This window comes from Bacillus sp. TE9106W (assembly GCF_054062215.1).
This window is the reverse complement of record NZ_JBSSFA010000009.1, coordinates 176291-200491: the sequence shown is the minus strand read 5'-3', so window position 1 is coordinate 200491 and position 24201 is coordinate 176291. Positions and strand designations below refer to the sequence as shown.

Sequence of the window (24201 nt, the reverse complement as noted above, 5' to 3'; positions counted from 1 at the left end):
CTTAATCCATTCGCTCGACTTGCATGTATTAGGCACGCCGCCAGCGTTCATCCTGAGCCAGGATCAAACTCTCCAATAAAGTTAGTTTGTCTAGCGTCTAAAATAAAAATTGACGTTTCACGTTGTTTGTTTCGTTCAGTTTTCAAAGAACTACTTAGTCGCTCGTTCGCGACTTCCTTATGTTAACATCTTCGTTTTTCGATGTCAACTAAGTTTTTTAATTTCTTTTTATCGTTTTCTGCGTTTCCGCATCAGCGACGGTTATTAATATATCATGCAGTACATACATGGTCAATACTTTTTATGAAAAAATTTCACATCCCGTTAAAAGTTTAAAAACATGTTTCAAAAATCATTATAATCTCCCTTCCTTCTGCATTTCATATCTTATCACTTTACCATATTTCTGTACGATAGAAAATTCTAAATTTTATGTTATATTATTGTTATAGGAGCGTGGTGAGAATGAGCATTAAGTATTCAAACAAAATCAATAAAATCCGGACCTTTGCATTAAGTTTAGTATTTATCGGCCTCTTCATTGCATACTTAGGAGTCTTTTTCCGTGAGAACATTATTATTATGACAACATTTATGATGGTTGGCTTTTTAGCTGTTATCGCTAGTACAGTCGTTTACTTTTGGATTGGTATGTTATCTACTAAAACTGTACAAATTATTTGTCCAAGCTGCGATAAACCTACAAAAATGCTCGGTCGTGTCGACGCATGTATGCATTGCAACCAACCTTTAACAATGGATCGAAATCTAGAAGGAAAAGAATTTAATGAAAAATATAATAAGAAGAGCTATAAATCATAGGCACATATGAGTACAGTACGAAAAATGTAGCCTTACAGTGCTAAACATTAAAAGGTGATTTCTTAACGAAGAAATCACCTTTTGTATTTATCCTTAATTAAAATAGGTCTACACTGAATATTTTAAATCATTCTGATGCCTAACGAAATTCCCATATATAATAAAGAAAGAGGTTGACGTAAAGCCGTCAGCCTCTTTCTTTATTATATATTACGCCTTATGACACTCTGGACAAACGCCATAAATTTCTAAGCGATGACTATTAATAACGAAGCCTGTCGTTTTCGCAGCTTCCTCTTCAAGCTTTTCCAAGCCTCCATAAGGAAAATCAACAATCTTACCACATTTTTCGCAAATCACATGATAATGTTGACTTGTAACATAATCAAATCTACTTGAAGCGTCTCCGTAAGTTAATTCCTTTACAAGCCCAACCTCTTTAAATACACGTAAGTTATTATAGACAGTTGCAACACTCATATTTGGAAACTTACCTTCTAATGCTTTATAAATGTCATCTGCTGTTGGGTGCGTCATTGATTCCACAAGGTACTCTAAAATAGCATGACGCTGTGGAGTAATGCGTACACCCGTATCTTTCAGCATTTCTAGCGCTTCTTTTAATTCTTCTTTGACCACCGTCATGCACCCCGATTCTATACGGATTATTATTTTATAATTCTTATAAAGAGTGTACTCCTTTTCTTATAAATCGTCAATATTTCTACTATAACTATGTGGTTTATTTTTGTATATAGCCTTATTCTTATGTATCTTTACCCATTTCCTATACATTTACATAGAAAAAAAGTGCGACATAATCGCACTTGGAATACTATCATCTGAGGAGGTATGCCCTACACTTCACTTTATGTAAGACAGTAAAATATGTATAGACACTTGCCTTACTTCTATATATTTTATCTCCACTACGGATTTACTTTATATAAGAAAGAACATCTTCAATATGCCCCTTCACTTTCACTTTACGCCATTCTTTTACAAGCTCACCGTCTTTATCAATAAGGAACGTAGAACGCTCGATTCCCATATACTCTTTCCCAAAGTTCTTTTTCAATTTCCAAACATCGTATAATTCTGCTACTTTATGATCCTCGTCTACTAAAAGTGTAAATGGAAGTTCATGCTTCTCAATGAATTTCAAATGTCTATTTGCCGGATCCGGACTCACTCCAAGAATAACCGTGTCCTTCTCTTGAAATAATCCATAAGAATCACGGAAATCACACGCTTCAGTTGTACACCCTGGAGTCATATCTTTCGGATAAAAATATAGAACTACATTTTTCCCACGAAAATCAGCTAAGCGAACTTGTTCCCCGTTACTTCCCTCTAATGTAAATTCCGGTGCCATTTCTCCTACTGTAACCATTGTTATCACTCCTATTCTTTTCTTTTACTATAACAAATGCCATCTTATTTTTCATTGTCTATTACAGACCTCATCACAAAAGCAAACGGTAATGTATATCCAATTAGCGCTTCTCCAATTGCAATCCACCGCCCAATTCCAATCGGAGATATATCACCATATCCAACGGACAATAAAGTAACTGCGCTAAAATATAAACAAATTTCAACGAGTTGAAAAGAGTGAGCGTTTAAGCTTTCTCCATCCTCTTTCAAAACTGCAAAACCCATTTCTTCTAATACAACATAACTTAATCCAAACGCAATTAGTACAGTTGTATAAATTAAAAATAATGTGGCTAGATTATACAGCGAAAAAAAACGCGTTGAATCTGAATAGGAACTCCATAACAATTGGACACTTCTCAAAATAGCAATTGCTACAATTAATAGAATAAATCCCCATAACATGTCCTCCACCTCATTTTATATGTATGAGGTGACCATTAGATTTATCCCTTAGAAACAAACGAGCTTTTATAATTAATTGCCAGCACCACGGTACCTTTTTACCCCTTGGTTCCAAAGAGTGATTGCAATTGTAAAACAGATAACACCAACGAGCGGTGTTGCAAATGCATAGCTATTCCACTCTGTTTTTCTTAAAAAGTACGCTGCCGGATACACTCCGACAAACGCAAATGGTAAAACAAATGTTAAAATGAAGCGAATCACACGGTTATAAATATTAACCGGATAGCGGCCATAATTACCTATGTTATACATTAGCGGCATAATTGAACTTTTCGCATCCGACCAAAAACCAAGGCTTGCAAGCGTAACAAATATTCCTCCGTACACAAGTGCGCCTCCTCCTACCATCAGTAAGAATAAGAAGAAATCATACCAGTAAAAAGATAGTTGCAACTCCACAGCTGCATACCCCATTACAATCATTCCTGTAATGGCCCCAATTAAAGACTCAAGTTCCATTCTTTCTAATATAATTTGAAACAAGCTATGAATTGGTCTCGTTAATATACGATCCATTTCTCCTTTAATGATGTAACGATCATTAAAGTCCCATATGTTAAAGAAAGCTGAGAAAATGGCAAACGGCACTAAAAAGAAACCATAAATAAAGATTACTTCTTCTCTACTCCAGCCTTTTAATGCTTGTGTATGTCCAAACACAACGAGAATAAAAATTAAATTAACAGCCTGTAGTGATAAATCAGAAAGTAACCCAACGATAAAATCGCCCCGATACTCCAATTTTGTTTTTATATATTGGCTTGCATATTGCAAAAATAGTTTTATATATATCATCTCATCATCCCCCTTGTACAATTAGACGTTTTCTCGCCGTTCTCCACATGAGTACAATTGGAATAATAAGTACAATTGCCCAAATTACTTGGAATAATAATGCCTCATACAATTTACTTCCTTGTATACCTTCTGAAAAAATCATACTCGGAATATAACTAATGGCCTGAAATGGTAAAAACACCATTGCCTTTTGGGCCCATAACGGATAAAAACTAATCGGTAATAATAGACCAGAAAACAAATCAATAACAACACGTTTTGCATACATAATTCCACTATTATTAAATAGGAAGAACGTGAGCATTCCCGTCATTAAATTAATTTGTGTATTAATAATAAAACTAAATATTAAAGATAAGAAGAAATATAACCACGTTTGAAAGTTTGTTGTAATTTGCAATGAAAATAATAAGGTAACGATAACCATACCCGGAATGGAAAAGAATGCAAAACGAAATATTCCTTCGCCAAGACCTTGCATCACTTTCATTCCTAAATAGTTATATGGACGTATCAGTTCTACCGCTACACGTCCTTCTTGAATTTCCATCGCAATTTCCCTGTCTATATTATTAAAATAAAAGGCACGTGCCATCCACGCAATGGCGATATACGTAGTCATTTGCGAAATAGATAAACTTTCAATATTCTCTTTTCCGCTATAAATTGCTTGCCATAAAAAATAATATGCGCCAATATTAATTGTATAAATTAAAATCCCGCTATAATAATTTGTGCGATACGCAAGCATCATTAAAAAGCGAATTCGAATCATTTCAATGTACTTACCCATGTTTAATACCTTCTTCATAAATGTTACGAATAATTTCCTCTGTAGACACTTCATTAATTTTTAAATCTTTAATTTGAAATGCTTGTACTACTTTAGAAATAAGCATTGAGATAATAACTTCTTCATTCGGTATTTTTGCAATCCACGCGTTTTCCTCTTTCGCTTTCGACCAAACGACATGACTATCTGGCATAACCATTGATAAAGCCTGATAGGAAACTGGTGCAACAAACTGAAAATGTATTTCTTTCTCTGCTCCCCACTGCGTACGAAGATTATTTAAAGAACCGTCATACATAATATTTCCTTCATCCAGCATAATAACGCGCTCACATAATGCCTCAATATCAGTAATATCATGAGTGGTTAATAAAATTGTTGTTTTATAACGTTCATTCATTTCTTTTAAAAACTCACGTATTTTCAATTTCACAAGTACATCTAGTCCAATTGTTGGTTCATCTAAAAATAATAACGGCGGATTATGAATTAATGCTGCCGCTAATTCACAACGCATTCTTTGACCTAAAGATAGCTTTCGAACTGGCTTATCTAATAAAGGGCCAATATCTAACGTTTCAATCACGTGCTCCATATGTTCTTTATACTGAGCGTCTGATACACCGTACACCTTTTTTAATAAACGAAACGATTCTTGTACCGCAATATCCCACCAAAGCTGTGAGCGTTGACCAAAAACAACACCAATAGTTCTTACAAATTCTTCCCTCTGCTTATGCGGATTCATTCCATTTACTAAAATATCTCCTGATGTCGGAGTCAAAATCCCCGTAAGCATTTTAATTGTCGTTGATTTACCAGCACCGTTCTCACCGATATATCCAACCATTTCACCTTGTTTCACAGTAAAAGATACATCATTTACTGCTGGTACTATTTTATAATTACGATTTAATAAATCGCGAAATGCACCCTTTAAACCTGGACGACTTGAATAGGCTGTAAATTCTTTACGTAACCCTTGTACCTCAATTACCGATTTCATAACCGGACCCCCTTCCTAAATGTCACAACGAATAGTTTACCCAACTGCCTTCTCTATCACAAACAATACGTCTTTTCGAAAAACATGTTAGAATAATACATAGATTTTTGTAAGGAGATGAATGGTAGTGAAATTCACAAAATCAGAAGCATTACATAAAGAAGCTTTAGAACATATCGTTGGCGGCGTTAATAGTCCTTCTCGTTCTTTTAAAGCAGTTGGCGGTGGCGCTCCTGTTGCTATGGAACGCGGAAAAGGTGCTTATTTCTGGGATGTAGACGGAAATAAATATATCGATTATTTAGCAGCATACGGTCCTATTATTACTGGACACGCTCACCCACACATCACAAAAGCAATTACAACTGCTGCTGAAAATGGTGTACTTTACGGAACACCAACAGCACTAGAAGTAAAATTTGCAAAAATGTTAAAAGAAGCAATGCCTGCATTAGATAAAGTCCGCTTCGTAAACTCTGGTACTGAAGCAGTAATGACAACAATTCGTGTCGCTCGTGCTTACACAGGCCGCACAAAAATTATGAAATTTGCTGGTTGTTACCATGGTCATTCTGATTTAGTACTTGTAGCAGCTGGATCTGGCCCGTCTACACTAGGAACCCCTGACTCAGCCGGTGTACCACAAAGTATCGCTCAAGAAGTTATTACTGTTCCATTTAATAATGTAGAAACTTTAAAAGAAGCATTAGATAAATGGGGACATGAGGTAGCGGCTATTCTTGTAGAACCGATTGTTGGAAACTTCGGTATTGTAGAGCCAAAACCTGGCTTCCTTGAGAAAGTGAATGAACTTGTTCATAAAGCTGGTGCATTAGTAATTTATGATGAAGTTATTACTGCTTTCCGCTTCATGTACGGTGGCGCTCAAGACTTACTTGGCGTAACACCAGACTTAACAGCACTTGGTAAAGTTATCGGCGGCGGACTACCAATCGGTGCTTACGGTGGTAAGAAAGAAATTATGGAACAAGTTGCCCCGCTCGGACCTGCATATCAAGCTGGTACAATGGCAGGAAATCCTGCTTCTATGGCATCTGGTATTGCTTGTCTAGAAGTTCTTCAACAAGAAGGGCTTTATGAGAAATTAGATGAGCTTGGTGCAATGCTTGAAAAAGGAATTTTAGAGCAAGCTGCAAAACATAATATCGATATTACATTAAACCGTCTAAAAGGTGCTTTAACTGTATACTTCACAACAAATACAATTGAAGATTACGATGCAGCACAAGATACAGATGGGGAAATGTTCGGCAAATTCTTCAAGCTAATGCTTCAAGAAGGCGTTAACTTAGCACCTTCTAAATACGAGGCATGGTTCTTAACAACAGAGCATACAAAAGAAGATATTAAATATACAATTGAAGCTGTAGGCAGAGCATTTGCTGCTTTAGCAGACAATAAATAATCTCATCATTAAAAGGAAAAAAGAAAGCACATCTTTCTTTTTTCCTTTTTTCTATTTCATAAATCCCGCATTAATAGTATAATTATTCATAATTATCTGTTTTATATTCTTTTACATCATTACTATCTCTGTGTACAAGGTGATCTACACCTTAAATAGTAAGATTATTCTAACTTTTACAAGAGGGGGGATTGACGGATGCTCAATAAAACAAATACATGGACACCGTCTTTATTTCGAGATTATAAAAATGCAGAACATGATGCGTGTGGAATCGTTTCCGTTATGGAGAAACGAAAAATTCCTACAAAAGAAAACATTGACCTCTGCATACAATCGCTCGTCAAAATGAATCATAGAGCTGGTTTCATTAATGGCGAAGGCGATGGAATCGGCATTCACATTGATGTACCAAAAGCTCTTTGGAATGAAAAATTAAAAAGTAGCGGATATAATCCAACGATTGTGGATCATCCCCACTTTATCGTTGGACATTTTTTTCTAAACAAAAACGAGAATATAGTTGATTTAAAAAATCATATTCGTACACAACTAAACAACGAAAACTTTGCAATTCTTTTCGAAAGTGACAATGTAATCAACTCCGATGCACTCGGTCCACTTGGTAAACAAGAAGAACCTTTATTTTGGCAAGTTGCCCTTATCGCAGAAAATGAAGTTGTAAATATTGAGCAAACCTTATTTTCAGTAACGATAAAAATAGAGGAAAACGAAGCGATTCATGTTGCTTCCTTAAGTCGTGATCACGTTGTATATAAAGTTCTCGGTGCTGGGGATACACTTGTTGCCTATTACAATGATTTACAACACCCACTTATCGCTTCAACTATGACACTAGGACACAATCGCTATTCTACTAATACATTATCTAATTTTTTTCGTGTACAACCATTTAGTGTTCTCGGACATAATGGTGAAATTAACACAATTGCAAAATTACGCGATCAAGCTGAAATGATTCACGTTCCCCTTACTGCTGGGGGCAGTGACTCCCAAGATTTAAACCGCACCTTAGAAACTCTACTTGTTCAATACGGCTACAGTTTATTTGAAGCAATGGATATACTATTCCCACCAATTATTAATGAAATTAAACTTTATGAAACACATTTACAAGATTTATATACGTATATACGTGAAGCATGGGGCCATTTTGCGCAAGGTCCAGCTGGCATTATTTCACGTTATAAAGATGAAGCTGTTTTCAGCGTGGATTCCCTTGGACTTCGACCAGTATGGAAGGTTGAAACAGAAAGCTCTTATATTTTCTCTTCTGAACCTGGAGTTGTATCACCAACTGAATATGTAGCAGAACCAAAACCACTCGCTCCAGGAGAAAAAGTCGGCCTAAAGTGGAATGAACAAGATGAACTTGTACTCTACGAACACGACGACTACCAAACTCAAGTATATAACCGTTTTAAAAAGAAAGTGGATGTTACCAATTATCATTTACATTTATCTATCCCTAAAACGAAAGAAATTCCAGATGCATGTGATTCTATGCAAGTTGAAACGAAACAATATGTTGCTTTCGGATGGGACCGAGAACACATTCAGCTTCTTGAACAGATGGCAACAAAAGGCGTTGAGCCAATCCGATCACTTGGGCATGACTCACCACTTGCCGCGCTTGATACTGATAGAAGAAATATCGCAGACTTCATTAAGGAAAGTGTAGCTGTTGTTACAAACCCAGCAATCGATCGCGATCGAGAGGTCGAACACTTCTCCACACGAACGATACTTGGAGAACGCCCAAGTTTATTAAGCGGCGCGAAAAAGCCATTTGTAGTTGAGATGCTTTCCCCAATTATTTTAGAAGGAAGTGTAGCACAATCTATTGCAGAGGAATTACACACAATTACGTATGAACAACTTATAGAACTATTCAATACTCATAGCTCTATCGCTACCATTTCTGCTACATTCAGTCAGGCAGAAACTTTACAATGCGCCTTAAGTCGAATTAGTTCTGAAGCGATAACAGCCGTGAACGATGGAGCTTCCCTACTATTAATAGACGATGCCGATGCTCATCTAAATGAACGGTTATGGATTGATCCACATTTAGTTACTGCTAAAGTACATCAAGTATTAAGCGAAAATAAATTACGCCGAAACTGCTCTCTCGTTATACGCTCGGGTGCCCTTCGCTCCTTACACGATATCGTCACACTGTATGGATTAGGAGCAGATAGTATTAATCCCTATTTATTATTTGCAACCGTAAATGATGGGACAAAAACACCAATTACGAATTTATACAGTGCACTTAATAAAGGACTGGAAAAAGTCATTTCAACAATTGGAATTCATGAATTGCGTGGTTACGGTCGCCTCTATTCTTCTATTGGATTACATGAGGAAATCGCAAATATATTGCAAATTACAAATTTCTTAGGTTCAAATGATTTAGCCTTTTCTCTTGAATCACTTGCTGAAGATGCAAAAATGCGAGCGGATGATTATAACGATCCGAAAGTTAGAATACGAAAATCTTTTCATATATTCCCGCGAATTTGGAAAGCAATCGGTGATGTCGCAAAAGGAAACTCTTATGATGATTACCGTGACAAGTTAAGCGAATTAGAAGAAAATAATCCAATTGCGATTAGACACCTTATTCAAACGAAAGAAACAAAACATGTCATTCCAACTGAAGAGGTATCTATCAGCATTCAAAATCATGATTTACCATTTATTATTAGTTCCATGTCATTTGGCTCTCAAAATGAAATTGCCTTTCGTGCATATGCAGAAGCGGCCGACCAGCTAAATATGATTAGCTTGAACGGTGAAGGCGGCGAAATTAAAGATATGATTGGAAAATATCCACATACACGTGGACAACAAGTTGCATCTGGGCGATTTGGCGTAAACGCAGAACTACTAAATTCATCAAACTTAATTGAAATAAAAATTGGGCAAGGCGCAAAGCCTGGTGAAGGTGGACATTTGCCAGGTTCAAAAGTAACAGCCAAAATCGCTGAAGCACGTAATGCAACAATTGGCTCAGATTTAATTTCACCTTCTAACAATCATGATATTTATTCCATTGAAGATTTAGCTCAAATGATTACAGAAATTAAAACGGCCAATCAACTTGCGAAAGTAGCTGTAAAAGTTCCTGTCGTCCCTAACATTGGAACAATTGCTGTCGGTATCGCAAAAGCTGGTGCTGATTTTATTAACATTAGCGGATTTGATGGTGGTACAGGGGCTGCACGTATTCACGCATTGCAACATGTAGGGCTTCCTGTAGAAATTGGTGTGAAAGCCGCTCACAATGCTTTATTAGAAGCAAATATGAGACATAACGTAGAAATTTGGGCTGATGGTGGTATTCGAAGTGTGAATGATGCCTTGAAAATCATGCTCCTTGGAGCAAATCGCATTGGATTTGGTACATTATCCATGATTGCAATCGGCTGTACAACTTGCCGCGGATGTCATCTAGATACTTGTCACGTTGGAATTGCAACACAAATTGAATCTGAAGCTCAGGCGAAAGAACACGGATTACGCCGCTTCGTCCCGCGCGAACTAGAAAGTGCCGTGGCTGGATTATTACATTTATTCACTACTTTTGGCGAAGAACTAAAACGATTAACAGGAAATCTTGGCTATACAAACTTACAAGAAATTGTCGGGCGTTCTGATTTATTAGAACAAGTTCGAGGCAAAAATTTATTAAACTTATGTAATTTACTACAAACGATAGAACATCCATCTGTTACAAAAACAGTACACGTACTAGAAAAGCAATTTGAAACAGTTCATTCCCCTCATTCAAAAGAATTAGTAGGCGTTGGTGTAGAGCAACGCGTTATGGGCGGTCTAGAATCTTGCTATCGCGTTCGTAGTAAATTATATGAAGATACAAAACTTGAACCACTTACATTAAAGTATACGAATGGCTCGATTCCTGGAAATGGATTAGGTGCTTACAATAGTGAAAATTTATTTATACATGTAAATGGCGGTGCACAAGATGGTATTGGTAAAACCTCCTTTGGTGGTGGTATTTATATAACAAAAGCAAAAGGAAAAGATGGCCTATATTATAACGGTTCTGTCGGAAAAGGTTTTGGATACGGTGCACAAAAAGGAGCGTTATACGTTCAAGGTAACGCTGATGCTCGCGCTGGCATTCGTCTCTCTGGAGCAGACATGATAATTGGAGGGCGCATGACAAAGCCACTCCGAGAAAAAGAGCAAGGGAATATAGGAGCATACTCTAATATTAAAGGTTTTGCTTTTGAATATATGACAAATGGGCGAGCGCTTGTTTTAGGGGATCCTGGTCCATGGATCTGTGCTGGTATGACTGGCGGCGTTGTTTATTTACGTCATGATTCAAGCTTAGGTTTAACAGAACAGGCCTTAAAAAGAAGAATCGCAAAAGGAGCAAATGTTACATTACAACCAATTAGTAAAAATGGTGTGCGAGATGTAACCGAGTTATTACTAGATTATATCCGTGTATTAAATGAACATGAACAATATGAAGAAGTTGCTTTGTTAACACCGTTACTCGATGATATGCAGCAACAGTTTTTTGAAATCATCCCGAAAAAAGAGCAGGCTGATCCATCTATCTCAACAGAGTGATATACCTATTTTTCACCTTCAAGAAAAAAATTGACGAAGTACACTTCTCATAGTAATCTATAGTAACAATTTGAAACCTGCTGGAATTCAGCAGGTTTTTTTACTAAAAATTGATGTTTCAAAAGAATTAGGAAAAAGTATAAAATGAATCTTAATTTCTTATTAACGTCACTAAAATATCACTTGCTAACATATTGTAATGAATGTATAGTATCATGTTGTACATTCATTATGACAAGAGAAAGGATCTTATTTAGGGTATGAAACTTGGTGCTCGCATTTTAAAAACGGGTATTGCCATCACATTAGCTTTATTTGCTTGTATTTTACTTAACTTACCGAGTCCGGTATTTGCGGGAATCTCAGCTATCTTCGCTGTTCAACCGTCTGTATACCGTTCGTATTTAACTGCACTTGAACAAATTCAAGCAAACGTCATTGGTGCGGTATTCGCTATCGCATTCGCTACTGCTTTTGGACATAATCCTTTTATTATTGGATTAACATGTATATTAGTAATTGCTCTTACATTGCAATTACGATTAGAAAACACAATATCAATCGCTTTAGTAACTGTTATCGCTATTATGGAATATCAGGGCGAAGATTTCTTTAGTTTTGCCTTACTTCGATTTGCGACGATTATGGTTGGTATTATTGCCGCTTCACTTGTAAATTTAGTATTTATGCCGCCCAAATACGAAACAAAGCTATATCATCGCATCGTTGATAACACAGAAGAAATTGTAAAATGGATTCGAATGAATAGCAGGCAAGCTTCTGATTTTACAACGCTAAAAACTGATATTGATCGTATGAAAGAAAAAATGATCAAATTAAACCATTACTATTTGCTGTATAAAGAAGAAAGAAGTTACACGAAAAAAGTACAGTTCGCAAAAATTCGTAAGCTCGTTTTATTCAGACAAATGTTAGCGACGACAAGCCGTGCTTTAAGTACGTTAAAATCATTACATCGTACTGAAAATGAATTGCGCTATATGCCAGAAGAATTTCAAGAATCTATCCAAAACGAACTTGATTCATTAACGCATTACCATGAACAAGTTTTATTAAAATTTATTGGTAAAGCAAAAAAACAACAATCCGTTGAAATGCTTGATGAAGTTGAAACAGGTAAACAAGAATTAATTGATATCTTTATGGAATATCAAAACAAGGACGATGAAGAAGCATATAAAACATGGTTACATCTCTTCCCTCTTATTTCTGCCATTATTAACTATAGTGAAGAAGTAGAGCATTTAGATTTACTTGTGGATAGCTTCTACACATACCATAAACCAGAAGCAGAACTTAAAATCGATGATAAAAAAGAAGACGAATAAAAAACAGCTCCTTTTACGCTAAAGGAGCTGTTTCTGTTATATGTTGAAGTTGATATAAGTTGTAATAATATCCTCTTTTTTTCATTAATTCTTCATGAGAACCTGTCTCTTTAATTTCACCATCTTCAATGTAAATAATCGTATCCACATGCGTAATCGTCGCCAATCGATGTGCAATTATGATTGTCGTTCGATCAGCAGCTAACGTCTGAAGCGCCTCTTGAATATATCGTTCATTTTCTAAATCTAAAGCGGAAGTCGCTTCATCTAATATAAGTAATGATGGATTCTTTAAAAACACTCGTGCAATCGCTACACGTTGCCTTTGACCACCAGATAACTTCACACCACGTTCCCCAACGACAGTATCATAACCATCAGGTAACTCTATAATAAAATCATGAATTTGCGCAGCTTTGGCAGCTGCAATTACTTCTTCCTCTTTAGCTTTCGGATTTCCATATAAAATGTTTGCCCCGATTGTATCGCTAAATAACAAATTATCTTGCAGTACAATCCCAATATGGCTACGTAAATTTCTCATATCATACTTTCTGACATCTATTCCATCTACATAAACTGCCCCTGAGGAAACATCATAGAAACGTGGTATTAAACTAGCAAGAGATGACTTCCCTCCCCCACTCGCTCCTACAAGTGCTACCTTCTCTCCTGGCAACATAGTTAACGAAAGGTTATGTAATATCTCTTTTTCATCCGCATTGTAACGAAAAGATACATTATCAAATATCACTTCACCATTTAATTTTTTCGTTTGTACTGCACTTGGCACATTGACAATATCGTATTTTTCATCTAACAGTTCAAACACTCGGTCCATCGATGCGAAAGACTGCGTTAATGTCGTAGATGAATTAACAAGGCGGCGAAGCGGACTATACAAACTATCCATATATCCAACAAAGGCAACCATAGTCCCTAATGTTAACTGCCCCTGAATCACTTCATATGCTGCAAAACCAATTACAAGTAACGGCCCTAAATCTGTTAACGTATTTACTGCCGAAAATGTTCTCGCCGTCCAACTCGTATGCGTTAACGCTTTCGTCAAAAATTCATTATTTCTTTTTTCAAACTGCTTCCCCTCATACTCTTCTAATGCAAAGCTACGTGTCACTTGCATCCCTTGAATACGTTCATGTAAATATCCTTGCATCGTTGCTAACGCTTGTGAACGCTCCTTCGTCAATTTACGAAGACGCCCGAAAAAATATTTCACTGCTACTACATAAATAGGTAAAATTAGTAGCGCAACAAATGTCAATTTTATATTCATAGAAAACATAACAATAATAGCGATAGCAATTGTTGCCGTATCTAACCAAACATTCATCAAACCAGTAATTACAAAGTCCTTCGTTTGCTCTACATCATGAATGACACGTGAAATAATCTCCCCTGTTTTTGTATTCGAATAATAACGTAAACTCAACTTTTGTAAATGACCAAAAATATGTTTTCGCAAATCATATAGTATTGTATTTGCGATACGTTGCGCGAAATATTGACGATAATATTCAATTGGTGGTCTTAATACTGCAAAAATAAAAAAAGCAATCCCAATCGCTGTTACTAGTTGGGACGTTTTATCTTGAAGTGACCCTCCGCCCTGAATTACATCATCGATAATATACTTTAATAACCACGGCATAATAAGCGGGATGCCGAATTTAACTAGACCAATCATAATCGTAATAGCAATAAGCCATCGATATGGTTTAACAAATTGCAAATATCTTTTTATACCTTGCACATAATCCCCCCTCTAATAGGACAAACCTGCCGGGAAATCCCCTGCAGGTTTGTTTTAATTTCTGTACATTAAATATCTTTCATACCACATATCTACGAAATCAGGCGCGAATGGCCCTTTTCTTTGATGAATCCATTGTGTTAATTGTGCTACATTTCGTTTTAAAATCGTATCAATCACAGGTGGATATTGCATAATTTGACTATGTTTTTCATACTCATCTTCATCTAAAAGCGTATATGTCATGTCTGGATACACTTTAATATCTAAATCATAATCAATATACTTTAACGCTTCAGAATCATATGCAAAAGGTGAGCTTAAATTACAATAATAGTATACTCCCTCTTCCCTTAACATTCCAATTACATTAAACCAATAGTTTGCATGAAAATAACAAATTGCTGGTTCACGAGTAATCCATGTTCGGCCATCTGATTCCGTCACTACTGTACGATCATTCGCTCCGATTACAAGACTCTGTGTCCCTTTTAAAATTGTTGTCTCTTCCCACATTCTATGAATGGAGCCATTATGTTTATAACTATGTATTTGTACTTTTTCTCCTTCTTTGGGAAATCCCATATATGCTCCCTTCTTTCAACTGCAAATGCCCTTTGAGCTGCATTCACTTTTTTTCTATTATAACTTTTTTGTCGAAATTTTAAAACTAAAGCGCCAAGGCTCCATTTATCACACTGAATACGATATCTTTAATCTTCTTAGGAGACGAGGGTTTTATTTACAAACAAGGAAATGAGAATAAAAAAAGCCCTTCTTTATTTCCATGTAAAGAAGGACCTTTTATCTGAAGATAGCGGTATATCTTATCCTAAATTTGAAATCATTTTTTCAGTTTCAAAAGATTGAATCACATTATTTGTTTGCTCTTCAAATTTCTCATGCAATAGCTTGAGTGCTAATTCTGTTCTATATATTTCCTGGCGGATAAAATGTAATTCCTTTTTATCGCACGTATCCTTTTCGCTCATTTCAATTTGCTGATACTTTTCTAGATGAGCTTGTAACTTCAACAACTCATCCATCGTTTCCAATTGCTCTCCTACCAACTTATCAAAATCGTTCATTACTTACCCCCTTTTGGACTTATTTATCAGTTATTATTCCTCATTACATATTTCTAACCTGTAACTTCCTTCTCCTTTGACTACATTTGTTGACTTATTAGAAGTTATGTCGTTCGATTTATTTTCATTACCATGGCCAAAGCACAAAGAAAACACTTCTCACGAGTTAGAGAAGTGTTTTTCTTTCATTACTGATTTGAACTAGAAGATTGTGATTGTTTTGCAGCTGATTGTGCATTTTGTTTTTTCACAGCATGCACGTCTGTTTCAGTTGCAAATTCTGTACCATAACTAGCATTTGCACTTTGTGCACCAGAAGCTTGCGCTTTCTTAGCTTCTGATTGTGCGTTTGCTTGTTTTACTGCTTGTACATTTGTTTCAGTCGCAAACTCTGTACCATAACTAGCATTTGTGCTTTGAATGCTAGCACCAGAAGTTGCTTTGTTATAACCTTGTTGTTTTTTACTCATCTTTCTCACCTCCACAATCAATAATGTAACCAATTCAACTGGAAGCTATCCGTAATTTTCTTTTAAAAAAATTCCGCATATATCTCTTGTTACTCATTCAAACTATAGAAAATGGAGGTGGGAATATGTATATAGGACGCGATATGACTGAACTAACAATGGTTTCAAAAAACGAATGGAAAGACGATGAATTAGCTTATTTTCATCATTCATTACAACAGATTTTGCCTTATTTAAACGCAGAAGGCCAAAGTATTTATAAAGAAATTGTAATAGAAATTGAATCAAGAGGTGGCTTACAAGAAGGTGAAGCTAGTTGGACTCACGGGACAAAAATTTCTTACGATTAAAAAAGTGTTCCCAACCTGGGAACACTTTTTTGTTTATTGCATTGTAATTTTCTCAACACAATTCTCATAAATCGTACGATGCGATTTAGAGAAAGGTAACTGCTCAAATGCTTCTTTCGATACAAATTTCAATGTATCTGTTTCAACAATATCACCAGTTACTTTTCCATAAAATACGAATATATCCCAAGTGCGATGTGTAAACGTATGTTGTACATTCATTGCGTATTCTTCAATAGAAATCGAAAGCTCAAATTTTTCCTTCATATAATCTATAAGCTGTTCCTTCTGATTACGAATCCCTTCGCCAAGTTCAACATTCGGAAACTCCCACATATTAGCTAATAAACCGGTACTTGGACGTTTATTAATGACGTAACGACCATCTTCCGTTTGAAGTACTCCTGCAACAATCGGTACCATCGTTGGAGCTTTCGCTTTACTTTTTACTGGTAATTCCTTTTGAACACCTTCAGCATATCCCCTGCAATGCTCACGAACAGGACAAAGTAAGCATGCTGGATTTTTAGGAATACAAATCAGTGCTCCTAATTCCATCAAACCTTGATTAAAATAAGATGGATTTTCAGCCGAAATAATTTCACGCACAATCTCTTCAAACACTTTTCTAGTTTTCGGTTTTGCAATGTCATCCCATACTGATAAAATACGAGACAATACACGCATAACATTTCCGTCAACTGCCGGCTCTGGTATGCCATATGCGATACTTAAAATAGCACCTTTTGTATAGGGGCCGACTCCTTTTAATTTCTCAATCTTCTTTACATCACTTGGCACAATCCCACCATATACTTCTTTTACTTCTTTTACTTCTTTTACAGCCGCATGTAAATTTCGCGCTCTAGAATAATACCCTAAACCTTCCCATGCTTTTAACACTTCTTCATCATCAGCATTGGCCAAAGCTTCTAGAGTAGGGAACTTCCCCATAAAATTCGCGTAATATGGTTTTACAGCTTCTACCCTCGTTTGCTGCAACATAATTTCTGAAACCCAAACGCGGTATGGATCTTTATTTTTACGCCACGGTAAGTCGCGTTGCTCTTTTTCAAACCAACCAATTAAATCATTTTGAAACTGCTCTATGTTAAAATTATTTAATATTTCAAGTGTCAAACTTGGTCCCCCTCATTTTTTTGCATATAAGTACTATTATAAAGATTTTAGGAAAAAATTTAAGTAAGATGACATAGGAAATAGAAGGCAAAGGACTTGAGGTATCGAATAAAAAGAGTTACATTAATAAAAAACGGAGGTGGATTTCTATGGACACAGCCACTCACCTTGTTATGGGCGTTACTCTAGGCAGTTTGGCCACGTTAGATCCAGCCATAGCACAAAGTGATATCGGGCCACAAGCAGTTATGCTTGCTACAATTGCCGGCTCCAATATTCCTGACATCGATACAGTTTTAAAATTGCGTAATAACGCTAAATATATAAGAAATCATCGCGGGATTACTCATTCCATTCCTGCAGTAATTCTTTGGTCGTTCCTTATAAGTGGCATCTCTTTCGCCTTCTTTTCAGACGCTCCATATCTTCATCTACTACTTTGGTCATTTATTGCCGTCTTTCTTCACGTCTTTGTAGATATTTTCAATGCCTACGGTACACAAGCATTACGGCCCTTCACAAAAAAATGGGTAGCACTCGGCATCATTAATACATTTGATACCGTCATTTTCTTTATCCATATACTCGCAATTGCTTGTATGCTCGTAGGTTCCCATAAAGGGTATACTGCCTTAGCAGCGTATATATTAATGATTATTTACTACATCGGACGGATTATGATGCACAGAAATATAAGAAGCGTTGTACACAAACGTTTCAAAAATGTCGAAAAGATTATCATTTCTCCTTCTTACCGATTTTATCATTACCATTTAGCAGTCGTTACGGCTGATTATTACTACGTTGCGAGATGGCACCGTGGTAATATCATGATATATGACAAGTTCGATCGGGTACCGTTCCCAGACAATGCTATTATGCGCGCAGCTAAACAAGATGAAAACATCTCAGCGTTTTTATCTTTCTCTCCTGTGTATCGCTGGGATATTTTCGATTATGATCATTATTACGAAGTGCGATTCATTGATTTGCGCTATCGCAGTAAAGATTATTATCCATTCGTTGCAATCGTTCAACTCGATCATAATTTAAATATTATTAGTTCCTATACAGGATGGATTTTTAGTGAAGAAAAACTTCGAAAAAAACTGGAGTTACTTCCACATTAAAAAAAGCGACTTCAGTCGCTTTTTTTAATGTTTCAAATGATCTTCTTGATTGATTAGATGGCTATATTTCGGATTATTTGTACGCATTTCATGAAGGCGTCCTCCATGATTATTAATCCATGATCGCACCACTTGTTCAGTCATTTCTTCTCCTTGATAACGACCTGATTTCGCATAAGTCGTTTGAAAATCTTCCCACAGTAATTCAACCCACGCACGAGCTTGTGCGTAAGAAAGTTTGTCATTTTTGTCTAATAGTTCTTTCGTTAATACTTCATAAATATCATTCATGTTCTAATCTCCTTTACCTAATTATCCCTTCATTTCTAAAGGATAGTTTCTTCTATTTTGCACATTCTATAATTGATACTTCTTCAAGGGGTATCAACTGATGATGAGGAGGGCGTTCGCAATGGGTAAACAAGCCGAATTTTGGTCTGAGTCAAAAAACAACAGCAAAATCGACGGTCAACCGAAAGCGAAATCACGCTTCGCTTCGAAGCGACCTAACGGCACAATTAACACGCACCCACAAGAACGTATGCGTGCTGCAAATCAGCAGGAAGAGTAGTACAAAGTAATTTAACTTTAACTTCCTACACGAGGTGATAAAGATGAGCTACCGTGATCGCTTAGATAGTCGTTCTGAATTATTTAACCATACGTGGACTCGTCCGAAACATGCAAAAGCGCAAGTTAACGGACAGACGCAACAAACCCAGTCTCTCATTATATTGGCGAATGAATGTAAAAAACGCCAATTTTAGAATCTCCTATCTCCTGTAACGCCTACCAAAGATGAAAACCAGAGAGATATTCGCTCTCTGGTTTTTATTTTTCTTGTAATAAAGAAATCGGTATTCCAATCTCTTCATTATCATTTTGCTTATGTCCCCAAGCAAATACCCCATTGAAATACGTAATTTCAAATAATATACCAGGTTCTTCTACTAATTCATACGTCTCACCAATATGGAATTTATTTATGTCAGTCATATAAGCACGAGCCATTGCTATCTTTCGCATTAATACATCGAACTCATTTACAATTCCAAGTTGCTCAGCTTTTATTGCTTGCTCTTTCAAAACCCCAATTTCTTCCCTTAGCTCATATGGTGTCATTTCACTGTAGCGTTTTGGCATATTCATTTTATTCCCTCATCCCTCTTCACGTTTCATTTGCAAAAATATCTCTATCTCATCAATAGAGAATCCTTTACGATATAACGCTTGTTTCATCTTATTTTCAAACGTCCACCCATCATACTTCTTATATTTCTCATAGTATTTGTTCCCATGATAGTGTAACGCTTCTTGTTGCTTTTCGTCATCTTTTTCGTCTTTCAATTCTTCCAAACAAATTTGAATCACATCTCTAGAATATCCTTTACGAACAAGCATTTCGTCTAATTTTAGTTTCATTTGTAAAAAGGAATGCTTTTGATAAGACTTTTTCTTCTTTTCTATAAGAATTAAAGCATTCTCAATTTGCTTTTCCTTCGGATATTCTTGTAAACTATGCGTAATAATTAGATCCTGAACACCTTTATTTAACAACTCTCTTTTAATAACCGTTGGACCTTTTCGATTCACATTACTTTGCGTTCTCGTATATAAAATAGCATACTCTTTATCATTAATATATCGGTCATGTAATAATTTCGAAACGACTTCAGAGATGATGGCCTGTCCCACTTCTTTTTTTCGTAAAAAATCTTCTATTTCTAGTTTCGTTCTCATTTGATAGGATAAATAGGAAATTGCTTGTAAATATGCTTTTTGTACCTCTTCATTGTACAAAATATTTCCTAACGCTATTTCATCAATTTCTAAGCCCTTTTGTAATCCGTGTTTTATTAAGATTACTTCATTCACACTAAATCCGTATTCTTCACCTTGACCTTTATCGATATAAATATTAAACCGTTCTTTCGATCGTTTTTGTACTTCTATTTTTGTAATGACAGCCATACTCTCACCTCTCTATTATTTTAACATAGTTAAGGAACGTTTTTGCTTTTCAAGAATATATATAATGAGGAGGAAATACTTGTGAAAATCGCAATTTCTGGTGGTACCGGCTTTATCGGTACATACCTTTCTACTTTTTTTATTCAAAAAGGATATACGGTTTACATTCTCACAAGAAAAAAAACTACTGAAACTTCTCACCCTAACCTTCAGTATGTGCAATGGACACCAGATTTACAAACCTTCCCTCTCTCTTCTATTGATGTAGTTATTAATCTAGCTGGAGAGTCTATTAATAGTAGATGGACAAAGAAACAAAAGAAAGTCATTTTAAACAGTAGAATTCAAACAACAAAAGGACTCATTAAACAATTGCAGGCACTCCCTACAAAACCACACACATTTATTAACGCAAGTGCCATTGGATACTATGGAACGTCTGAAACCGAGTCTTTTACAGAACAGCATGTGACTCCTGGAAATGACTTTTTAGCAAATACAGTATATTCATGGGAACAAGAAGCATCTAAAGCACGCTCTCTCGGAATACGAACAATCTATGCACGATTCGGAGTCATATTAGGTCCAGACGGAGGAGCCCTTCCCAAAATGCTACTTCCCTATCAATTCTATATCGGAGGTACAGTTGGATCTGGAAAGCAATGGTTATCATGGATTCATATAGACGATGTCGCTTCCATGATTGATTTCATCATACACAAAAGAGAAATTGATGGCCCGCTCAACATTACAGCTCCAGAGCCTATAAGAATGAAGGAATTTGGAGAAACCATTGCAACTATAATGAAAAAAACTCATTGGTTACCTGTCCCTTCATTTATGCTTCATGCTTTATTAGGTGAGATGAGCATACTTGTACTAGAAGGACAACATGTATTACCTAGTAAAGCAATTGAGCATGGGTATCAATACACATTTCCAACAATAGACCATGCATTACAAAATATACTTTCGCATACAATGTAGTACTTCTAAAACATAGTTTTACAGGGGTTACTTCCAAAATTTTCATTTTCTAGAATCCGGAGCATTATTACACAAATAATCGTTCAGTTACTTTTCCTTACATTCCATTAACATTATAAAGTAACAGAAATGAGGTACCTATGAAAATATTGCTCAAACAAGCCATGGTCTATCCTATTACATCCCAAAAATTTCAAGGGGATGTACTCGTTATAGGAGAAAAAATTGCTGAGGTCAAGCCTTTCATTCAAGCTACTCAAGATATGACAGTTATAGATGCACGTGCTCTTCATCTTTTACCTGGATTTATTGATGTCCATACTCATCTTGGTCTCTACGATGAAGGTACTGGTTGGGCTGGCAATGATGCAAATGAAACATCTGAAGTTTCAACACCACATATCCGTTCTTTAGACGGAATCCACCCTTTGGATATTGCATTTCAAGATGCTGTACAAAATGGAATTACAACTGTTCACGTTATGCCAGGAAGTCAAAACATTATTGGTGGTACGACTTGTGTAATAAAAACAGCCGGAACTTGTATTGATCATATGATTATTCAAGAACCTGCTGGCTTAAAGATTGCCTTTGGCGAAAATCCTAAAAAAGTCCATAGTAATGGAACAAAAGAGTCCATTACGCGTATGGGAATTATGGGATTACTTCGGGAATCATTTTATGAAGCACAGCACTACGGGCATGAAGCTGATTTTCGAATGCTTCCTATTTTAAAAGCATTACGCCGCGAAATACCCGTACGTATCCACGCTCACCGAGCAGACGATATTAGTTCTGCTCTACGTTTTGCAACAGAGTTCAATCTCGATTTACGTATTGAACATTGTACAGAAGGACACTTTATTGTTGAAGAACTTTCGAAGCACAATTTGAAAGTTTCAGTTGGCCCCACGCTTACACGCCGTTCTAAAATCGAACTAAAAAATAAAACATGGGATACTTACCATATATTGTCGAAAAGTGGAGTGGAAGTTTCCATCACAACAGATCACCCCTATACACCCATTCAATATTTAAATCTTTGTGCTGCTGTCGCAGTAAGGGAAGGATTAGACGAAAAAACTGCACTAGAAGGAATTACTATATTTCCAGCACGAAATCTACGTTTAGAGGATAGAATTGGAAGCATTGAGGTTGGAAAAGACGCTGATCTTGTGCTGTGGACCCATCATCCTTTCCATTATTTAGCCAAGCCTGTACTAACTATGATTGATGGAAAAATAATTTACAAAAAAAATAAAAAAAACTAGTTTATTTTTTTGACTAGATAAAGTATTATACGATTATAAACTGAATGAAACCATAATCAATTTGTGTCGTGATTATCATTTTCAAATTGATGAATGGGGAAGGCAAATGGTGCGCCACCAGCGTTAGAAACTGGTTCTAGTGGGTTCGATTCCCACCCCGAAATTTTTTAAAGATTGATATAAAAATTTCGAGGGTGGGGTGTTTTTTCGTCATGCTACCCTCGTGTGAGGAGGAGTTAGTATGTTAAAAAAACGCGACTTACACGACAGCCACGTTCTATACGAGTTAATGGTGGATCCAGCTGTCTTCCCTTTTGTGCGTCAAAAGGCTTATTCTTATGAGGAATATTTATTTTTAACGAAACAAACGATTGAAGCTGAAGAGCGTGGAGAATTAATTTCACGCACAATTTTAGATGAATGGGGTAACCCTATCGGAACAATTACTTTATTTGATGTGCAAGAAAAAGCTGGATTCCTTGGAACATGGCTTGGCAAACCTTATCATGGAAAAGGCTACAATAAATTGGCAAAAGATTCATTTTTTAGCGAACTTTTCTACGAGCTAGATATTGAAACAATCTTTATGCGTATTCGCAAAATAAATATTCGTTCTATTAAAGCTGCAGAGAAATTACAATATGTAAATCTAGCAAATGAAACAAGAAAAGCTGTTTATGATGAAATTAATGCGAATGAAGAAGTATATAACTTATATGAAATTCCAAAAGATCAATATACACTTGCTACAATGCGCGATACAACGTTCCAAGATGCACATCACTTAAAAGAAGCATAATCTAAATTTTCAGAAATAATAATTAACCATTAACATTTTGATATATACGTATATCACCCCATGTCTTTGGAAACGATAGATAGTAACTTTCGGACACGAGGTGATTTGTAATGGATAAAAAGAAACGTGACAAAACAAAAAACGCGTTATCTAGTACACAAGAAGTTCTCTACCAACGAGAATTTCGTAAAGCAGATCGCGCAGCGGGTTATCGCTCGAAAAGTATTTAAAGTGAGAATGAATAATTAGAAGTTCTCCCCCCTAATTATTCATTCTCATTACATATTTTTTCTACGTGATAGAGTAGAAAAAAGGTTCCTTATAAATAAGGAACCTTTTTTTATGTGGATAACGTTATCCACATAATTTATGGAATTGTGCATAAATTCAACAAACCTTTCACAAGTTTATATATTGCAACGTACATTAAATGTTAGAATTGTGGATATTTTTCTAAAAATTGTGGATAATGTGGATATAGTTGTTA

26 protein-coding genes and 1 rRNA gene are annotated in these 24201 nt (G+C 36.0%); 12 read left to right on the top strand and 15 right to left on the bottom strand.

What is annotated here, in order from left to right:
* Nucleotides 1-79, bottom strand: a 16S ribosomal RNA gene (locus ACVWY7_RS17845); the annotation flags it as partial.
* Nucleotides 80-465: 386 nt separating this feature from the next.
* Between ACVWY7_RS17845 and ACVWY7_RS17840 the strand changes: the two genes are divergently transcribed.
* Nucleotides 466-822, top strand: coding sequence for a YgzB family protein (locus ACVWY7_RS17840; RefSeq protein WP_000025064.1), 357 nt, complete (start codon nt 466-468; stop codon nt 820-822).
* A gap of 210 nt (nt 823-1032) precedes the next feature.
* Here ACVWY7_RS17840 and perR read toward each other — a convergent pair whose 3' ends face one another.
* The 6 genes from perR to ACVWY7_RS17810 form a co-directional block, all read right to left on the bottom strand.
* Nucleotides 1033-1461, bottom strand: coding sequence for a peroxide-responsive transcriptional repressor PerR (perR, locus tag ACVWY7_RS17835; protein ID WP_000237826.1), 429 nt, complete (start codon nt 1459-1461; stop codon nt 1033-1035).
* Nucleotides 1462-1759: 298 nt separating this feature from the next.
* Entirely contained in the window at nt 1760-2215 is a 456-nt protein-coding gene (bcp, locus tag ACVWY7_RS17830) for a thioredoxin-dependent thiol peroxidase (RefSeq protein WP_000259039.1), read from the bottom strand.
* Nucleotides 2216-2259: 44 nt separating this feature from the next.
* Nucleotides 2260-2664: a potassium channel family protein gene (locus ACVWY7_RS17825; RefSeq protein WP_000964357.1), complete on the bottom strand. Its 405-nt coding sequence runs from the start codon at nt 2662-2664 to the stop codon at nt 2260-2262.
* A 72-nt stretch (nt 2665-2736) separates the two neighbouring features.
* The gene (locus ACVWY7_RS17820; RefSeq protein WP_000639352.1) at nt 2737-3522 is read right to left on the bottom strand and encodes an ABC transporter permease; all 786 of its coding nucleotides are present in this window, start codon (nt 3520-3522) and stop codon (nt 2737-2739) included.
* A gap of 4 nt (nt 3523-3526) precedes the next feature.
* On the bottom strand, nt 3527-4318 hold the full coding sequence (locus ACVWY7_RS17815) for an ABC transporter permease (protein WP_000521523.1): 792 nt from the start codon (nt 4316-4318) through the stop codon (nt 3527-3529).
* On the bottom strand, nt 4311-5324 hold the full coding sequence (locus ACVWY7_RS17810) for an ABC transporter ATP-binding protein (RefSeq protein ID WP_000843645.1): 1014 nt from the start codon (nt 5322-5324) through the stop codon (nt 4311-4313). Before ACVWY7_RS17810 ends, ACVWY7_RS17815 begins: the two co-directional genes overlap by 8 nt.
* 121 nt (nt 5325-5445) lie before the next feature.
* On the opposite strand from ACVWY7_RS17810, the gene hemL reads away from it, so the two are divergent.
* From hemL to ACVWY7_RS17795, 3 genes are all read left to right on the top strand, one after another.
* Nucleotides 5446-6750, top strand: a complete 1305-nt coding sequence (gene hemL / locus ACVWY7_RS17805) for a glutamate-1-semialdehyde-2,1-aminomutase (protein ID WP_073523132.1) — start codon at nt 5446-5448, stop codon at nt 6748-6750.
* A 198-nt stretch (nt 6751-6948) separates the two neighbouring features.
* A complete protein-coding gene (locus ACVWY7_RS17800; RefSeq protein ID WP_073523134.1) occupies nt 6949-11385 on the top strand; it encodes a glutamate synthase-related protein in 4437 nt (1478 codons plus the stop codon).
* 260 nt (nt 11386-11645) lie between these two features.
* Complete coding sequence (locus ACVWY7_RS17795) at nt 11646-12734, top strand: aromatic acid exporter family protein (RefSeq protein WP_000765785.1); 1089 nt, start codon at nt 11646-11648, stop codon at nt 12732-12734.
* A gap of 13 nt (nt 12735-12747) precedes the next feature.
* Here ACVWY7_RS17795 and ACVWY7_RS17790 read toward each other — a convergent pair whose 3' ends face one another.
* The 4 genes from ACVWY7_RS17790 to ACVWY7_RS17775 all read right to left on the bottom strand — a co-directional run bounded on the left by ACVWY7_RS17790 (nt 12748) and on the right by ACVWY7_RS17775 (nt 16066).
* Entirely contained in the window at nt 12748-14508 is a 1761-nt protein-coding gene (locus ACVWY7_RS17790; protein ID WP_073523136.1) for an ABC transporter ATP-binding protein, read from the bottom strand.
* A gap of 54 nt (nt 14509-14562) precedes the next feature.
* Nucleotides 14563-15093: a nucleoside tri-diphosphate phosphatase gene (gene ntdP / locus ACVWY7_RS17785; RefSeq protein ID WP_000506628.1), complete on the bottom strand. Its 531-nt coding sequence runs from the start codon at nt 15091-15093 to the stop codon at nt 14563-14565.
* 242 nt (nt 15094-15335) lie between these two features.
* Complete coding sequence (locus ACVWY7_RS17780) at nt 15336-15596, bottom strand: YgaB family protein (protein ID WP_000997580.1); 261 nt, start codon at nt 15594-15596, stop codon at nt 15336-15338.
* A 188-nt stretch (nt 15597-15784) separates the two neighbouring features.
* Complete coding sequence (locus ACVWY7_RS17775) at nt 15785-16066, bottom strand: gamma-type small acid-soluble spore protein (RefSeq protein ID WP_000039039.1); 282 nt, start codon at nt 16064-16066, stop codon at nt 15785-15787.
* A 125-nt stretch (nt 16067-16191) separates the two neighbouring features.
* On the opposite strand from ACVWY7_RS17775, the gene ACVWY7_RS17770 reads away from it, so the two are divergent.
* Nucleotides 16192-16416 carry a hypothetical protein gene (locus ACVWY7_RS17770; RefSeq protein WP_000275443.1) on the top strand — a complete coding sequence of 75 codons (225 nt, stop codon included), beginning with the start codon at nt 16192-16194 and terminating at the stop codon, nt 16414-16416.
* A gap of 33 nt (nt 16417-16449) precedes the next feature.
* On the opposite strand, the gene mutY is transcribed toward ACVWY7_RS17770, so the two are convergent.
* Nucleotides 16450-17556: an A/G-specific adenine glycosylase gene (mutY, locus tag ACVWY7_RS17765; RefSeq protein ID WP_456523882.1), complete on the bottom strand. Its 1107-nt coding sequence runs from the start codon at nt 17554-17556 to the stop codon at nt 16450-16452.
* 149 nt (nt 17557-17705) lie between these two features.
* Here mutY and ACVWY7_RS17760 point away from each other — a divergent pair, with 149 nt between their 5' ends.
* Nucleotides 17706-18686, top strand: coding sequence for a metal-dependent hydrolase (locus tag ACVWY7_RS17760; protein WP_000379125.1), 981 nt, complete (start codon nt 17706-17708; stop codon nt 18684-18686).
* Between the two features lie 24 nt (nt 18687-18710).
* On the opposite strand, the gene ACVWY7_RS17755 is transcribed toward ACVWY7_RS17760, so the two are convergent.
* Nucleotides 18711-18977 (bottom strand): YfhJ family protein, encoded by a 267-nt coding sequence (locus ACVWY7_RS17755; RefSeq protein ID WP_000998168.1) that lies wholly within the window; start codon nt 18975-18977, stop codon nt 18711-18713.
* Between the two features lie 121 nt (nt 18978-19098).
* Between ACVWY7_RS17755 and ACVWY7_RS17750 the strand changes: the two genes are divergently transcribed.
* Entirely contained in the window at nt 19099-19257 is a 159-nt protein-coding gene (locus ACVWY7_RS17750; protein ID WP_000517891.1) for a small, acid-soluble spore protein K, read from the top strand.
* A gap of 43 nt (nt 19258-19300) precedes the next feature.
* Nucleotides 19301-19453, top strand: a complete 153-nt coding sequence (locus tag ACVWY7_RS17745; protein ID WP_000122093.1) for a YpzG family protein — start codon at nt 19301-19303, stop codon at nt 19451-19453.
* Between the two features lie 64 nt (nt 19454-19517).
* On the opposite strand, the gene ACVWY7_RS17740 is transcribed toward ACVWY7_RS17745, so the two are convergent.
* Nucleotides 19518-19835 (bottom strand): YfhH family protein, encoded by a 318-nt coding sequence (locus ACVWY7_RS17740; protein ID WP_001057035.1) that lies wholly within the window; start codon nt 19833-19835, stop codon nt 19518-19520.
* Between the two features lie 9 nt (nt 19836-19844).
* On the bottom strand, nt 19845-20657 hold the full coding sequence (gene recX / locus ACVWY7_RS17735) for a recombination regulator RecX (protein WP_000268520.1): 813 nt from the start codon (nt 20655-20657) through the stop codon (nt 19845-19847).
* An 81-nt stretch (nt 20658-20738) separates the two neighbouring features.
* On the opposite strand from recX, the gene ACVWY7_RS17730 reads away from it, so the two are divergent.
* From ACVWY7_RS17730 to ACVWY7_RS17715, 4 genes are all read left to right on the top strand, one after another.
* Nucleotides 20739-21644: a TIGR01777 family oxidoreductase gene (locus tag ACVWY7_RS17730; RefSeq protein ID WP_073523137.1), complete on the top strand. Its 906-nt coding sequence runs from the start codon at nt 20739-20741 to the stop codon at nt 21642-21644.
* Nucleotides 21645-21784: 140 nt separating this feature from the next.
* Nucleotides 21785-22915 carry an amidohydrolase gene (locus tag ACVWY7_RS17725; protein WP_073523139.1) on the top strand — a complete coding sequence of 377 codons (1131 nt, stop codon included), beginning with the start codon at nt 21785-21787 and terminating at the stop codon, nt 22913-22915.
* A 241-nt stretch (nt 22916-23156) separates the two neighbouring features.
* On the top strand, nt 23157-23714 hold the full coding sequence (locus ACVWY7_RS17720; protein WP_000914736.1) for a GNAT family N-acetyltransferase: 558 nt from the start codon (nt 23157-23159) through the stop codon (nt 23712-23714).
* A 110-nt stretch (nt 23715-23824) separates the two neighbouring features.
* Nucleotides 23825-23944, top strand: coding sequence for a YfhE family protein (locus tag ACVWY7_RS17715; protein ID WP_000358485.1), 120 nt, complete (start codon nt 23825-23827; stop codon nt 23942-23944).
* Nucleotides 23945-24201 lie beyond the last annotated feature (257 nt).